Origin of the sequence: Hanstruepera ponticola, from assembly GCF_002940745.1 — a bacterium.
Taxonomy (GTDB): domain Bacteria; phylum Bacteroidota; class Bacteroidia; order Flavobacteriales; family Flavobacteriaceae; genus Hanstruepera; species Hanstruepera ponticola.
The window spans coordinates 523,703-541,899 of sequence record NZ_POTB01000001.1 but is presented as its reverse complement, the minus strand read 5'-3'; the positions used below and the strand labels follow the sequence as shown (position 1 = coordinate 541,899).

Genomic DNA, 18,197 nt, shown 5'->3' with positions numbered 1-18,197 from the left:
TTGCGATTGTTAATAAAGTAATCAAGAGATTATATTTTTTAAACTATAACAAACTAACTTAATGGTGAATAAGCTCTCACAACACCATTCACAGTGTGTATTATATTATAAGAAATTAACACTTCTGTTAATTGGCTGTTTGTTGTCATTTAATGTGTTTTCGCAACAAGATAATCTTATAAGTAAGGCTTCAGAGTTGGTTTATTCAAATCCTGATGAAGCCATAAAAATTGCTGAACTTATTCTAAAAACAAGTCAGGATTCACAAGATAATGCTCATGCTAGGCTTTTATTAGCCAAAAGTTATTTAGTTAAAGGCGCTTTTAATGAAGCTGTTATAAATGCGTTTGATGATGTTAGCCTACTTGACGATATTAATGTTGAAACGCAAGTGGAGATTAATATCATCAAGGCTACTTTACTACGTAAATTATATCTAGACAAGCAATCAGAACACTATTTAAATCAAGCTAGTGAGATGCTTTCTAAAGAATCAATTAAAGCACAAGATTCTCTACAAAGTAATATTGATCTGGAACGAATCAATATGCTAATTGATAGAAGAAATTCAACTGAAGCACTTGCTGTTATTAATAAAACTGAAGCACAATTTAAAAGCTTTTTTGAAAGTAACAAGCACAAAAAACAGAGTCTGCATATAGCCAAAGGAAGGGCCTTTAGTGATTTAACTCAATATGATTCAGCATTTGTATATATTAATAAAATATTGTCTGTTAAGGACTCCACACAAGTAACTAATCTTTATGAAAGAGCTATGCTTTATAAAGAATTAGGATATCTGCATTTACAAAAAAAGGAATTCGATAAAAGTGAAGAAAACTTTTTTATTGCTTTGAGATTTGCTGAAATACTTGGGAACGATAATTTGCTGTTGCAAATAAACAGGGAGCTAGCTATTAATTACCTGGCTTCTGGTCAAAAAAGTCAGCATAAAGTCTATAATGATGTGTTTTTATTGTTAAACAATGAGGTAGAGCTTATTGAGCAGGAAGCGGTCAATACCGTTTACAACTTAATAACAAAACAACATGAAAGTTGGGTGTCATCTGAAAAGGATATTTATCAGAGATATCAAAACTTACTACTAGCAGGTATTTTATTCATAATTGTTGTTTGTGGATTTTTTGTTTTAACAAGTCAAGCTCGAAAAAAGAGAATAAAGGAGATTATTAGTTATTTAGAAATAAGTAAGTCCAATCTCATAAAGACAAAACCAACTAAAAAATCATCTAAAAGACGTATTGCAATACCCGAAGAAACCGAGAAAAATTTGTTGGATAAGTTAAAACGATTTGAAAAATCAAAGCAATTTCTTAATAATGATATGTCTCTAGCTTTATTAGCAGGGAAATTTGAAACCAATACAAAATACCTTTCGGAGATAATCAATAGGCATTATAATGACAATTTCAACACCTTTATTAATAAACTCCGAATAAAACATATTATTGAAAAACTTAAAAGTGATTCTAACTATATGAACTATAAAATAAGTTATTTAGCTGAAGAATGTGGCTTTACATCCCATAGTAGTTTCGCAACAGTATTCAAATCTATAGTTGGTATGTCACCGGCAACATTTATTGGCCTTATAAAAGAAGAACGCAAGAGTTTAAAAAAGAAAGAAAACGTAGAATGATTATAAGGCAATCAACATATTATCTTCTCTTATTTACCTTATCATTCAGTATTAAGTTGTTTGCTATTACAGAGCCTTATCAAACAGAGCAAGAAATAGACAGCTTGCTAAAAGCCAATACAAATCGTGTTTACGAAAACCCTGATCAAACTATAGCCTTCGGGTTATCAGTTTTTGATAATGACAAATATTCAATTCGATCAAGAACCAGAGCGCTTATGTTGGTGTCACTAGGCTACACCTCTAAACGAAACTATCAAAAAGCACTGGAATATATTGAAAAGGCTAACGAACTTTCAAGTAATTTGAAAGATCAAGTTTTGCAAGTTGAGATTTTGTTCCGAACAGGTATTTTATATCAACAACTTAAAATATACGATAAATCTATTGAGTTTTTAGAAAAAACAGAACGCTTGGCTCTAACATATCCAAAACATGATTCTGTTGGTCGCTTTTTAGCAAATAGTTATGTAGTTAAAGGCTTCATATATAAGGATAATTTAAATTGTGATATTGCACTTGAATTTTTTAATAGAGGCATCAGAGAGTATGAAAAAATTAAAAATTCAAATAACAACGCCAATTTAAGTATCGTCTATTACAATATAGGTAATTGTTATATCCTCTTATCCGAATATGATAACGCTAAAAATAGTTTTAGTAAGTCAATCAAATTCGCCAAATTAGAAAATGCCAATAGCCTCATATCTTTTGCAAAAAAAGGATTGGCAGAAGTTTATACGCTAGAGAGTCAATATGACTTGGCAAAAGCACAATTATTAGATGCTTTAAATCAATCAAAAGAAGTAGGTGATTTAATTTTAAACCTCGGTATTTATAAAGGCTTGTTTGAAAACTATTTGGCTTTAAATGAATGGGATAATTATCAGAAATATTATGATCTCTATTCTAAAACCCAGCTTGATATAAAAAAATCTGAACGTAGCTCTGTAAGTGATTCAATTGATAAAACTATTGAATTACAAACTGTGCAATTACAAGAATTTGAGAACGCATTTAAAGGCAGGCTAAAGTGGTTTTTTCTAATAGTTTTTTTAATGTTAGCTGCAACTTTTTTAATTGAAAGAAAGAATAAAAAAGCTATAAAATCACTTCAAAAAGAAGTTGAAACCCTACAAAAGTCAAATTCTACCTCCTAAATAATAATCAAAAAGAATATTTATTAACAATCTGTAAAACAAATAGTTGCAGGTTGTTTTGTGTTTTTGAATTTCAGTAAAGTGCAAAGACATTCATTATATATATAGAGTATATTGTAATATATTCACAACTCAAAATTACTAACTGAAATTGTTTGAATATGAAAAACAAGTTACCAAGAACTGTAGCAATTTTACCTTCCTTATTTTTAAGAGCTAGAAGCAAAAACAAAAGTTTTGTTTTCGTTTTTTGTCTATCATTATTTTTAATGATTTCAGGAAAAGGGTTTGCTCAATTAAATGAATCTTTTGATAGTGGTATCCCAGGAGCATGGACACTTTTTGGGAATGGTGTTGGAACATTCGATTGGACTACTACATCCGATGGCTATTTAGGAACTAATGGAGTGTCTCTTAATCCAAGTGATGATAATATTGGTGATGGAAACACGGCTCAGTATTTTTTAGTAACACCACAAATAGCTGTTCCGGAAAATGGTGAAATTCAGTTTTATACCAAACAAGCCAATGAAGCTGATAATGGAGCTCAATATGAAATAAGAATCTCAACAGCAGCACAGCCCGATATTAACGGTTTTAACATACCTATTCAATCTTATACAGAATCTAATTTAAACGTTGGCTCTCAAACTTCATATGAGAAGAAAGTTGTTGAGATTCCAGAATCTATTCCAACTGGATTAAACATTTATGTTGCTTTTGTTGTAATTAATACTCAAAATGGTGCTACACCAACAGGAGATGAATGGTTTGTTGATGAAGTAGCTATTTTAGAAGGATGTACTGAAGTTTTAGATGAAGATGTTACAATTGATCAAATAACAGTAAATTCAGCCGAAATCACTTGGGACCATTCAACAGCTACTAATTTTGAAATACAAATCTTACCTACTGGAGGCGTGCCAGCAGATAGTGGTATTCCTGTTGTAGGAACTAGCTATTCACTTATGAATTTAGATGCACAAACAGAATATGACATTTATATTTCTGCTATTTGTGACAATGACACGCAAAGTGGTTGGTCTGGTCCATATACTTTTGAAACTTTAAAATTCGGTTTGAGCTGTGATTTTCCAATAGAATTAACCGATTTATCTTCTGCACCTTATGTGTTAACAGATAATCTAGCCAATTGGGTAAACCCAGATGAAGTTTATTCTACAGAAGGTACTAATTGTAATACCGTGGGTTCAACTACTGCAAACTATTTAAACGGCGACAAGGTATTTTTGTCTTATACACCTACCGAAGATGGTTTAATTTCATTATCTATTACAACATTTGTTGGAGGTGGAGAAAATTGCTTTAATAATAGATCATCACTCTTTGTATATGAAGGTTGTTCAAATGTCGGTATCAATTGTATTGCAGGTACAAATACAACAAATTCATTTGACCCTAGAAGCATTAATAATTTGTTGGTTCAAGCAGGTCAAACCTACATAATTGTTGTATCGTCTCAATTATCTTCTACGGCAGGTATTTGTTTTGAGTTAGAAATATCTAGCCCAACCTGTGCACCTCCAAGTGATTTTGAATATAACAATCTAACTAGTGATAGTGTTCTTTTTTCATGGGATAATATTGGTGGTTTTGCAGATTCTTGGGAATATGCAGTAGTTCCAGCAGGTTCAGGAGAACCTACTGGATCTGGCACTTCTACCAACACAAATAATGGTACTTTAATAAATTCTGGATTAACACCAGCAACAACTTATGATTTGTATGTAAGATCGGTTTGTGGAGGTACACCAGGTATTTGGAGCAATTCCTCAACATTTATGACCCAATGTACAACCTTTGACACACCTTATTCTACTGATTTTGCTAATGCTACAAATGAAAATCCAGAACCTTGCTGGACAACAATTGATGCCAATAAAGATGGAATTACTTGGGCTTTTATAGGAGGTTATGCAACAGTACAGACTGAATCCTCACAAAATGAAAATTATGATATTTATGCGTCACCTCGTGTAAATTTTGATGGAACTCCAAAGCGAATTCGTTATAAACACAGAGCGACTCAAGGAGTGTCCACTTATACAGTAAAACTTTCTACAACAGGTGTTGGTTATGATGACTTTACAACTACCGTTTTACCAGAAACTACAATAAACAATACCAGTTTTCAAGAAGTCATAGTTGACTTGCCTGAAGATATTACTGGAGAGGTTAATATAGCTTGGATTGTTGAGCCTAATGCATCTGAAGATGCCTTAAGACTTTCTATTGATGATGTGTTTATAGAAGACAAACCAACTTGTCCAGACCCATTAAACCCATTTGTATTACAGATTACAACCAATTCAGCTTGGTTATTCTGGACCGCAGGAGATGCAGAGACTCAATGGGAAGTAGCTATACAAGATGAAGGTTCTGGCGTGCCTACAGGTAGTGGGTTACTTGTTGATAGTAATTTCCCGTACATGGCTACTGGTTTAGATTCAGGAAATAGATATGAGTTTTATGTAAGAGCTTATTGTGCAGCTGATGATCAAAGTGAATGGATAGGTCCAGTTGCATTTACAACACTTTGTGAATCTTATGACACACCATTTTATGAAAGTTTTGATGATGCAGATCCAGATACTCAAAAGTTTTGCTGGAAAATTACCGATGCTAATAATGATGGGACAACTTGGAGTATTAATGAGAATAATGCTCTAATACAGACTGCGCCATTTTCTCCACCTTCTAGTTTTAATGAATATTTAATTTCCCCTGCTATTAATTTAGACGGTACAACAAAAGAATTAAAATACAAGTACCGAGCAGAATTTTCATTCTTTACAGGTCCTCCACGCTTTGGGCTTGAGGTATTAATGTCAACTACTAACACAAGCCCAGGAAGTTTTACAGTAATAGAGCCTCTTGAGGTATTTACCAACACTGGTTATATAGAAAAATCTATTATTCTTGAAGGCACGGGAACTATTTACATTGCATTTAGAGTGCCACCTCAGTTTACTGGAGGATGGTCAGTTTTAAATTTGGATGATGTTAGTATTACAGATGCACCAGCTTGTCCAAACCCTTCTGATTTAACTGTTGATACTGTATTTACTGATGGTGCTGAGTTGTCGTGGACTGAAGGTTTCCAGGAAACTAATTGGAATATTGTCGTGCAACCAGCAGGCTCTGGTGTACCAACAGGTACTGGAGAAACTGTAACAGCCACCAATTTTTCGGCAACTGGGTTAACTCCAGATACAGAATATGAATTTTATGTCATGGCTGATTGTGGTGCTGAAGGAAGCGAATGGGTAGGGCCAATAACTTTTAGAACCTTATGTTCTCCTTTTTCAACGCCTTTTGTTGAAACTTTTAATTATGATTCCGAAACTGAAGATTGTTGGGTAATTGTTAATGATAATGGTGATTTGGAAACTTGGGAATTAGATAGTGGCGCGTTTCCTTATGAAGGCGATCAAGCAGCAGCCATGTTTACTGGAACCAATGGTAGGAATGAAGATTGGCTAATATCACCAACCATAACTATTACCGAGAACCAACGCTTAAGATATTATTATAGAGTAAACGATAGCTTCTTTACAGAAGATTTAGAAGTATTGTTATCAACCAATGGTACTGGATTGGATCAATTTACAACCGTTCTATATGATTCTGATGACGACCCAATTTTACTAAATAATGTAGAATATCGTGTTAAGATTATTAATTTTCCTGATGGTATCACGGGCGATGTCAATATAGCCTTCCATGTACCGTTCTTTCCAAGTACTGGACCATACAGAGGCCAAACTTTAGTCATTGATAATGTTAATATTGAAGATATCCCTGAATGTCCAGCACCTACTAATATTTTTATAGACAACGTAACTGATACAGCGTTTCAAGTAACTTGGGATGCCAATGGTTCAGAAACGGAATGGGAAATTTCGGTGCAACCTTCAGGGACACCTGCTCCAGTAGGTGATACAGATCCAAGTTATTTATACAACGCAGATACTAATCCTTTTACGGTTACAGGGTTAACAGCTTCAACAGCTTATGATATTTACGTAAGAGCTGTTTGTGACGGTGACATTGGCGAATGGACAGGGCCAGTTGAGGCACTTACTAGATGTAGTTTTGAAAACCTATGTCAATATACATTTGTATTAAATAGTGACTCTGATATTTCTGGAGAATTACAAATCTCTCAAAATAATCAAGGAGTTCAGGCACTACCTTTTGAAGGTAACCAAGGAGACGAATTTCCGTTGTTTTTATGCTCTGGAGTAGAGTTCTCGGTATATTTCTATACGCTTGGTAGTAGTGCTCCTCAGTATGCGAACTACTCATTTGAAATTCGTAATGATCAAGGTACTACCATTTATACAAGTCCAACTGGTTTAATACCTAGACGAACCGTTTATGAAGGAACTGCAATTTGTGGAACGATTTCTTGTCCACAACCTACAGATTTAAGTATTAGTGCAACAAATGTGATGTCTTGGACAGCAGGTGGTAGTGAAACGGAATGGGAAGTTGCTATTCAACCAATTGAAAACGGAACAATCCCACAGTCTGGAACTATTGTTACTACTAATTCATACACGCCAACAGCTACAGATTTTACAGATCCTTTCGCTGTAACTTACGAGTATTTTGTAAGAGCAGTTTGTGGAACAGATGATGAAAGTTATTGGTCTGGACCTTTTGAATTTGTTAGAAATGATGATGTTACAACAGCAATTACTTTACCAATTAACACTGATGAAGTGTGTCATATTTCAGCAACGGAAGCCTCGTTTATTGGTGCAACAGCTTCATCAGAAACTATGAGTTGTAACGGTGTAAACGGTGGTGATATTTGGTTTGAATTTACAGCTGAATCTACAGCGCATGTATTAGAAATTAATAGTTTCTCTGGAGACTTACGTGAAAGTAATGGCGATTTGCCTTACCACAACTTAATCATGACGCTTTACAGAGATAATGCTGGAACACTTGAAGAGATAGCTTGTAGTTATGATAATTTATTATTGGCAATGTATTCCTCTGAATTGGTTATAGGAGATAACTATAAACTACGTATTACACTAGATAGTAATGAATCTGATGCTTATAGATTTAATATTTGTGTAAAAACTCCAGAAGATGCTTGTACATTTAATCTAGCTGTAAATGGTAGTTTTGAAGAACCTAATTTAGATAGATTAAGTGGTATAACGACTATTAAAGATGTAAAAACCATGCCAGGATGGCGTTGTAATTTAGATTCGTCAGACTCTATATTTATTTGGGAATCTTTAAATGCACCTGGTTTAGCACCATATGAAGGTGGTCAGTTTGTGCAATTGCTTTCGGATCAAGGTACAACCATTGACCAAAATGATAATATCAATGTAAAAGGCTACTACACTGATTTTGATACATCTGAAATCACCTTATTTGATTATAGCTTTGCGCATTATGCTAGATTTGATGGTAATGCTGTTGAATTATTAGCTGGACCTCCAGGTGGACCATACACACAAGTGACATTGCATTTAGGTGATGCTGTTTGGCAAGTGGTTTCTGGTGAATATGTGGTTCCAAACGGACAAGATGTAACACGATTTATTTTTAGAGCTAACGGAACAGACAATGTTGGTAATGCTTTAGATGCAGTTAGTTTTGTAGCCAACAATGAAATCATTACACAACCATCCGTAATAGATTGTACAGATGCCACATTAACCCTTGAAGCTAATGGAACTGGTACATGGATTCCAAACGGAGACAATCCAGGTGCTGTTATCATTGATGATGCTAACAATAGTTCTACTACAGTTTCAGGTTTCTTGCAACCAGGTGAATATATCTTTACATGGCAAACAACTTATTGTGAAAACAGTGTAGCATTTACTTATAATGGTATTGCTGAAATGCCTACAGTTGAAACACCAGTTGAGTATTGCTTAAACGATACAGCACAACCATTAACAGCTACACCTACAGGAAGTTATTCATTGGTTTGGTACACCCAAGCAGTTGGCGGAACTGGGAGCACAACAGCACCAACACCAGACACATCAGTTGTGGGAAGCACAGCTTATTATGTGGCAAATGCAGACACTAATGGATGCGAAGGGCCACGTGTAGAAATAGTAGTGAATGTTAATGCTTCAGTTACTCCTGAACTTACATTTAGTTACGAAACAACTTGTATAGTAGATACCAACAATCCATTACCAACATTAAATTCTGGTTTTGTTACTGGAGGCTCATTCTCATCTGCTACTTTAACAGTTGATTCTGACACTGGTGAGATTGATATTACTTCAGCTACAGCAGGACAACACGACGTGGTTTATACCTATGATGGTGATTCAGATACGTGTACGCTTGCTGGAACATTTACGGCAACCATAGAGTTCACAACTGCAATCACACCAACAACTGAATTTGATTATGGAACTAATCCTTTCTGTCAGTTGTCTATGGCGGTGATATCACCAAATTTAGCATCTGGATTTACTACAGGAGGCGTGTTTAGTTCAGGAACATTAATAGTGAACAGTACAACAGGAGAAATAGATTTAGCTTCAGCAACTGTTGGTAATCATGATATTACCTATACGATTGATGCTGATGCTGCTACCTGTCTTGAAGCAGGAAGTTTTACAACTAGTATAGAAATAACTGCGAGTACAGCTTCTATAACAGATTTTACTTATGAGAATGATATTTTCTGTGAGGATAGCTCCAATGTACTTCCAATTTTGGAAGCAGGATTTACCACAGGAGGTGTCTTTTCTGCGGAGTCAGGATTGTCAATTGATGCCGCTACTGGAGAGATTAATATTTCAACAAGTAGTATAGGTAATTACACAATAGTGTATGAAGTCTTGGATGATTTAAACAATTGTATTGAAGGTAATATCAGCCTATTTGATATTACTGTTTTAGATACAATAGGCGTATCGGTTGAAGGTGCTTGTAATGGCAATGATTATTGGTTGACTGCAATACCTGTTTCAAATTCTTTTGATCCAGATGACGCTACTTACACATGGATGGACGCCAATAACAATGTAGTAGGAGAGAACTCTGAAATGTTTAATGTTACCGATTACGCTAATCAAAATGGTAATGTTTCAGCTCCAATCCAATTTAGCGTGACTGTAGATTTTGGAGGTTGTTCCACAACAACGAGTTATACAGCTACACAATTGGCTTGTCAAGAAACTGTTATACCACGTGGTATTTCACCTGATGGAAATGGTAAAAATGATACGTTTGACCTTACAGACTATGGTGCTACAAACGTAATTATTTTTAATCGTCATGGTCGTGAAGTTTACAAGTTTAGTGGCGCTTATACCAATCAATGGTATGGACAATCTAAAGATGGTAATGATTTGCCAGACGGTACATATTATTACAGTATTCAAAAGGAAGATGGCAGTTCTGTTACAGGATGGGTTTATATAAATAGAGCACACTAATCAAATATGAAAAAGCAATATAACACACCGATGAAAAATATATATATTACAATAACACTTGTATTTATCATGTTTGCAAGTACACAGGCTCAACAAGACCCACAGTACACGCAGTATATGTATAACATGAATGTGATTAACCCAGCTTATGCTGGATCTAAAGATAACTTGGCGCTGGGATTATTGTATAGGTCTCAATGGGTGAGTATCAATGATGCACCTAAAACAGCTACGTTTTCAGCACATAGTCCTGTGGGAAAAAATGTTGGTATGGGTTTATCAATTGTTTCAGATAAAATAGGCCCTGTTGAAGAAAACAATGTGTATGGTGATTTTTCCTATACGTTAAACATGGGAGGTGAACACCGTTTAGCTTTTGGTTTAAAAGCTGGTGCAACGTTCCAAAAAATTGGTTTATACAGTGATATTGGTAATGGTTATGTTCCAGATGCTAACGATGAAGCATTTAGCGAAAACACGAGTAATACGCATTTAAATATTGGTGCTGGTTTATTTTATTACACGGATAAGTATTACCTATCCTTCTCTATACCAAATATGTTAAAAAACACCTATTTGGATGTCACTAACAATGGACAGGAATTTAAGTATGGAACTGATGTTATGCATTATTTCTTATCTGCAGGATATGTCTTTAATTTATCTGATAACACAAAATTCAAACCATCATTTTTATTGAAGTCGGCGTTTGAAGCACCAACTTCACTTGATGTTTCAGCAAATTTCCTATTCTTTGAAAAGTTTGAATTAGGTGCAACCTATCGTTTGGATGATTCTGTTGGTGCTATGGCCAATTTTGCGATTACACCATCCTTACGTATTGGATATGCTTATGATTATGTTACATCAGAATTAAATGTCAGAACATCTGGATCGCATGAAATCATGTTGTTATTCGATTTGAATTTCCCGAAAAAAGTATCTATTTCACCAAGATTCTTCTAACCTAAAAGTATAATAAAATGAAAAATATATACAGTCTTTTAAGCTTTGCATTAATTACTCTAGCGAGCTTCGGGCAAAGTAAACAATCTGAAAAAGCAGATAACCTTTTTGAAAGCTATCAGTATGTTGATGCTATTGAGTCATATCTTAAGTTAGTAGATAAAAATGAGGCAGATGCCCATGTGTACAAACATTTAGGTGATAGCTATTACAATATTTTTAACATTGATGAGGCTTCTAAATGGTATGCAAAAGCCATAGAAACGCAGCAAGATGCTGAAACTTACTATCGTTATGCGCAAGTATTAAAATCACAAGGAAAATATGAACTTGCAAAAGATCAAATGGACACATTTTCTAAAATGGTGCCTAATGATCAACGTGCTAAAAATCATTTACAAAATCCAAATTATGTATCAGAACTAGCTGATAAATCGAAATTATATGATGTTGAGGTGGCGAAAATTAATGATTCGGAGCAAAGTGATTTTGGAGCTATTCTATCAAATGATGATGTGCTTTATTTTGTTAGTACTAGAAATAAAAGTACTAAAGAAGATAAATGGACTAAAAGTTCTTATTTAGATGTGTACAAATCAGTAAGAAATGCCGATGGTACACTATCTGAACCAGAGCCAGTAAAAAGCTTAAATACACCATATCATGATGGTCCAATAACCTTGAGTGCTGATGGTAAAACCATGATTTTTGCCCGAGATGGACATAGTGAAGGAGCATTTAAAAAGCTTAAGAGTAATCAAGTAAAACTTGCACAGCAAGGACTTTACAAAGCGACTTTATTAGACGGTAAGTGGGATAATATTCAGGCCTTACCTTTTAATAGTGTTGACTATTCAGTAAGTCATCCAAGTTTAAGCAGTGATGGTAAAACACTTTATTTTGCATCTAACATGCCTGGTGGATTGGGTGATACTGATATTTGGAAAGTGAGTGTCAACGGTGATTCTTATGGTGAGCCAGTAAATTTAGGTTCAAAAGTTAACACATCTGGCAAGGAAGGCTTTCCATTTATTAGCGACAATAACATCTTGTATTTTGCTTCAAGTGGGAGACAGGGATTTGGTGGTTTTGACATTTTTAAAGTAGATTTAAATAAAGGAGAAGATGCCATTAATTTGGGAAACGCAGTAAATACTAAAAGAGACGATTTCGCTTTTAGTATAAATGAACAAAAGGAAATCGCATACTTTTCATCAAATCGTTCAGGAGTTGATAACATTTATATCGCTGTTCCTATTTGCCATGTAGATATTTGGGCTTCAATAACCGATGCTAATTCTGGCTCTTCCATTTCAGGTGCCAACGTGGTGCTTAAAGATTCACAACAAAATGTCATAAATGACTTAAATAGTGATAATAATGGCGAAGCGCAATTTAATGTGTTGTGTAAACCAGATTATTATATTTCTGTTTCTAAAGAGGGGTATGATAGTATGACGATACCCGTTACTGGACCTAAAAAAGATGAATTAACTGTTAAGTTCTCACTGAATCCAATTAATGAGATGATTACAGAAACAGAAGTGAAATTAAATAATATTTATTTTGAGTTTAATAAAAGTAATATCACCCAACAAGGTGCCTTTGAATTAGATAAACTTGTAAAGATTATGAACGATTATCCAGAAATGAATATTCTTGTAAAATCTCATACAGACACCAAGGGTAGTGCTGAATACAACTTAAAACTGTCTGAAGAGCGTGCGCAATCAACGGTTCAGTATTTAATTTCAAAAGGAGTAGATAAAGATAGACTTTCGGCTAAAGGGGTTGGTAGTTCTAATCCAAAAATTGATTGTAAGTCTCAATGCACAGATGAAGAAGATGCCCAAAACAGGCGATCAGAATTTTTGATAATAAAGTAACAGATAAAATTTAACTATCTTTAAGAGACTTCAAGGTTTTTGATAAGTATAATTTCTAATAGTTAAATTATTTAATGATAATGGCTATTAACCTATTAAAATGAACAAATACGCAATTTTAGGATTATTTTTAACGGTATTTACTCAAGTATGTGCACAAGAACCTAATGATTGTGTTGATGCCATTACAGTTTGTGGCAATGGAACATTTTCTTCTAATGCCAGTGGTATTGGTAATACTCAAGAAGTATCTGGGTGTGGTGGTTTTGAACATAATTCATTGTGGCTAGAAGTTAATATCGTACAAGCAGGTACATTAGGTTTTGATTTGATACCTGATGATCCTGACATTAATGTTGATTACGATTTTTGGGTTTTTGGACCTAACAGAATTTGTTCAAATTTAGGAAGCCCAATTCGATGTGCGACTACTAACCCTAATCAAGCAGGCCTTCCAAACAATCATACTGGAATAAATGGCAGTACAACATTAACCCAAACTGGACCAGGTGCCAATGGCAACGGTTATGTATTTTGGTTAAATGTTAACGTTGGAGAAACATACTATATAGCTATTGACAGACCAGCTGGAGAGGGAGGTTTTGAACTACAGTGGACAGGAACAGCAATGGATGGTACTGGTGCTTTTCCAGCACCACCAGAACCAAATACCATTGACGATCAAATAACCTGTAGTAGTACAGCTGACATTGGTATTTTTAACTTAAATGGCCTTAGTGGTAGTATTAGTAATGATTTAGCAAATGAAACAGTTGAGTATTATGCCAATTTAGCCGATGCTACGGATGGTATTAATCAGCTGCCAGGAATTTATGCTAACACATCCAATCCGCAACAGATTTATGCTAAAGTACTATCCAGTGTTACAGATTGTTATACTTTAGTTGAATTTAACTTAATCGTTTCTGAAATACCGGATGCTATGGTATCTGTTTCTCCCACAGTTATTTGTGATGGCGAAAGTACCACATTCACCATCACGGGAACACCAAGTACTACAGTACATTATACCTTAAATGGAGGAACTACTCAAGATGTACTTTTGGATGCTAGTGGAACAGCTACCATCACCGAAAGTCCAAGTGTAAATACCACTATCGAATTAATTAATGCGCAAGTTTTGAATGCATCTGGTGATGTCATCTGTTCGCAAGCACTAACGCAAACAGAAACCGTTACAGTAAACCCATCGGTTACACCGCTATTTACACAAGTTGATCCAATTTGTAATGGTGATACTTTGAATGCTTTACCAACAACTTCAACTAATGGTGTTTCAGGAACCTGGAGTCCTGCTGTTGACAATACAGTAACAACAACATATACTTTTACACCTAACGCAGGTCAATGTGCAACAACGCAGACTATGGAAATAGTTGTAAATCCTAATGTTACCTCAACGTTTACCCAAGTTTCTCCTATTTGTAGTGGCGATACCTTATCACCATTACCAACAACTTCAAACAATGGCGTAATGGGAACCTGGAGTCCAGCGTTAGATAATACAACAACAACCACTTATACGTTTACACCAGACCCAGGACAATGTGGAACAGTTGAAACTATGGAAATTGTTGTAAATCCTGTTGTTACTTCAGCATTCACACAAGTATCACCAATTTGTAGTGGTGATGCCCTATCACCGTTGCCAACAACTTCAAACAATGGTATTTCTGGAACCTGGAGTCCTGCAATTGATAATACTACAACAACCACGTACACATTTACACCAGACGCAGGACAATGCGGTACTGTAGAAACTATGGAAATAGTCGTAAATCCAGTTATTACACCTACTTTTACACAGGTGACACCAATTTGTAGTGGTGAAGCACTATCACCTTTACCAACAACATCTAATAATGGCATAATAGGAACATGGAGTCCTGTAATAGATAATACCACGACCACGACCTATACATTTACACCAGATGCTGGAGTTTGTGCAACAACACAAACCGTGGAGATTGTCGTAAATCCTTCAACAACACCAACGTTTACTCAAGTTCCACCCATTTGTAGTGGTGAGACACTTTCCCCTTTACCTACCACATCAAACAATGGTATAACTGGAAACTGGAGCCCAGCAATAAATAACACAAGTACCACAACTTATACTTTTACACCTGATGTAGGGCAATGTGCAGCAACTGAAACTATGGAAATAGTTGTAAATCCTATAGTCACACCAACTTTTACACCAGTAGATCCAATTTGCAGTGGCGAAACTTTAGCCGCTTTACCTACCACATCAAATAATGGTGTTACAGGAACTTGGAATCCTGTAATTGATAACACAGTAACTACAACGTATACGTTTACACCAGACGCAGGACAATGTGCAACAGTTGAAACATTACAAATAGTAGTGAACCCATCAATTACTCCAACATTTACACAAGTGGCACCAATTTGCGAGGGAGATGCTTTATCTGCGTTGCCCACAACATCCAATAATGGTGTTACAGGAGCTTGGAGTCCTGCCATTAATAATATGGCGACCACAACATACACATTTACACCAGATGCTGGTATTTGTGCTAGTGTTCAAACTATGACAATTGTAATTAATCCTCCAACAGCTCCTACCTTTACTCAAGTTGCTCCCATTTGTTTAGGTGATCCTTTGTCTGCTTTACCAACAACTTCTAATAATGGGATAATTGGTACATGGAGTCCTGCTTTGGATAATACGGTTACTACTACATATACTTTTACGCCTAACCCAGGACAATGCGCTCTTACTCAAACAATGACTATTGAAGTGAATCCGTTTCCATCAATAGTAAATCCATCACCATTGGTTTCATGTGATGATACAGTTATAGATGGTATGACCGAAATGAACTTAACGGTTAAAAATGATGAAATAACAGCAAGCAACTCGGATTATATTGTGACTTATCACAACAGTTTGCTGGCTGCTCAAAATGGTATGCCAGAAGTATCACCTTCCTCCACTGCTTATATTGGAACAGATGGCGAAGTTGTTCATGTGAGAGTTGAAGATTCAAATACAGGTTGTTATGATACAACGACTTTGACTTTAAATGTAGTAACAGGTCCTTCTGTTAGCCCACCTTTACCATTATATGATTGTGATGTTGATAATGATAATTTAGGAAGTTTTGATTTGTCACCAGTTAGAGATGATATTTTGGCTTCAGATCCTACGCTTGTTGTTACGTTTCATTTAACGTATCAAAATGCGTTAGATAATGTTAATCCTCAAGGAGATTCAATGTCTAATGTAGCAGGACAAATTATTTATGTAAGAGTAGATTTTGGAACTGGGCTTGGTTGTGCAACAATACTCGAGTTACAACTTATTGTTGAACCTTCTCCAATTGTGCCAACTGATATTGATCCTTACATTGTTTGCGATGATGATTCAGATGGAACAGCTACATTCAATTTAACAACGATGGATTCAACTATTTATGGGTCTCAAAATACGTCAGACTATATTTTGACTTATCATGAATCATTGACTGACGCTGAATCGATTCCAGGTTTAAACCCAATTATTGAACCAGATTTATCAAATTATGTATCTGGAAATGCGACGATTTATGTAAGACTTGAAGGTATAAATGGTTGTGTTACAGTTGGACAATTTGATTTAATTGTAAATCCACTTCCAGTTATACCTGCTGAAGCTCAAGATAGTATTTTTGAAATATGTGATGACACTAGTAATAATGATGGTTATGCTATTTTTGATTTAACATCTCAAAATGATAATTATACAGGAGGTGATGTTACTTTGGAAGTAGATTATTTTGAAACTATGGCAGATATTCCTAATAATCCTATTTCTAATGATTCTGCTTATGAAAATACATCAATTACTGGGTTGCCTCATAATCCACAAACAATATTTGTAACCGTTACTGAAACAACAAGTGGTGGAAATTGTTATGCAATAACAACATTAACATTAGTTGTAAATCCGTTACCAACACCTAACGATGTTTTACCTGATTTAATTGATTGTGATATTAACAATCCAGGTGACTTGCAAGAGGCGTTTGATCTGACTCAAAACGAAGGGCTTATGCTCAATGATTTTGATGAAACAGTTACATATTATGAGTCTATGGCAGATGCTGAATCTGGAGAGAATGCTATTACTAACGCTTCAAGTTATTCTAATATAGCAACTCCCCAAACTATTTATGTAAGAGTGACCAATACTGGTGATCCAAGTGATAGTAGTGATGACGGAACAGGTTGTTATGCCATTATAACTTTTGATTTGCTTGTGAACCCAGTTCCAATGTTTACGCCAGATGAGTTATACACTATTTGTGTTAATACCAATGGTACAGAAGTTGTTGGATCGCCAACAATAGATACAGGTTTGAGTACTACTGATTATACTTTTGAATGGATGGATCCCAATGGTGTTATTGTTAGTATAGACTCGAGTTATACGGCTGTTCAAGCAGGAACGCATATAGTAACCATAACAGATATTGATACCATGTGTTTTAGCGTGATATCCGTTGATGTTGAGGAGAGTTCTCCGCCTATAGTTGATGCAGTTGTAGTTACAGAAGCATTTGCTGATGGTAATGTTATACAAGTTACAGCTACCGGAAACGGTGCAGCTCAATATGAGTTTAGCATAGACAATGGACCATGGGTGAGCAATGACCCTAATATGAACACCTATACTTTTACTAATGTTTCACCTGGTGAGCATGTTATACAGGTTAGGGATATTTATGGATGTGGTATTGGAAGTGATACTGTGCTAGTAATGGACTATCCATTGTTCTTTACACCCAACAACGATGGCGATAATGACACCTGGCAAATTTCAGGAATTAGTTCGCAGATGGATGCCAAGATATATATCTTTGATAGATATGGTAAACTATTAAAACAGTTAAGCCCATCGAGTCCAGGTTGGGATGGAACGTCAAAAGGATATCTATTACCAACGAGTGATTATTGGTTTACGGTAGATTATAAGGAAGATGGCCAAGCGAAACAGTTTAGATCGCATTTTACATTAAAACGATAAAAAAGGCTGTCT

At 35.2% G+C, this 18,197-nt stretch carries 6 protein-coding genes; all 6 read left to right on the top strand.

Features of this window, described 5'->3' with window-relative positions; all coding sequences use genetic code 11:
- The first annotated feature begins 61 nt into the window (after window positions 1–61).
- Window positions 62–1,660 (top strand): helix-turn-helix domain-containing protein, encoded by a 1,599-nt coding sequence (locus C1S72_RS02305; RefSeq protein ID WP_104734061.1) that lies wholly within the window; start codon window positions 62–64, stop codon window positions 1,658–1,660.
- The gene (locus C1S72_RS02300) at window positions 1,657–2,820 is read left to right on the top strand and encodes a tetratricopeptide repeat protein (RefSeq protein ID WP_104734060.1); all 1,164 of its coding nucleotides are present in this window, start codon (window positions 1,657–1,659) and stop codon (window positions 2,818–2,820) included. The genes C1S72_RS02305 and C1S72_RS02300 overlap by 4 nt, the downstream gene beginning before the upstream one ends.
- 161 nt (window positions 2,821–2,981) lie before the next feature.
- On the top strand, window positions 2,982–10,280 hold the full coding sequence (locus C1S72_RS02295) for a choice-of-anchor J domain-containing protein (RefSeq protein ID WP_104734059.1): 7,299 nt from the start codon (window positions 2,982–2,984) through the stop codon (window positions 10,278–10,280).
- A gap of 30 nt (window positions 10,281–10,310) precedes the next feature.
- Window positions 10,311–11,246 carry a PorP/SprF family type IX secretion system membrane protein gene (locus tag C1S72_RS02290; RefSeq protein WP_104735752.1) on the top strand — a complete coding sequence of 312 codons (936 nt, stop codon included), beginning with the start codon at window positions 10,311–10,313 and terminating at the stop codon, window positions 11,244–11,246.
- Between the two features lie 17 nt (window positions 11,247–11,263).
- Window positions 11,264–13,132: an OmpA family protein gene (locus C1S72_RS02285; protein WP_104734058.1), complete on the top strand. Its 1,869-nt coding sequence runs from the start codon at window positions 11,264–11,266 to the stop codon at window positions 13,130–13,132.
- A gap of 100 nt (window positions 13,133–13,232) precedes the next feature.
- Window positions 13,233–18,185: a T9SS type B sorting domain-containing protein gene (locus C1S72_RS14380; RefSeq protein WP_162919904.1), complete on the top strand. Its 4,953-nt coding sequence runs from the start codon at window positions 13,233–13,235 to the stop codon at window positions 18,183–18,185.
- The last annotated feature ends 12 nt before the right edge of the window (window positions 18,186–18,197 follow it).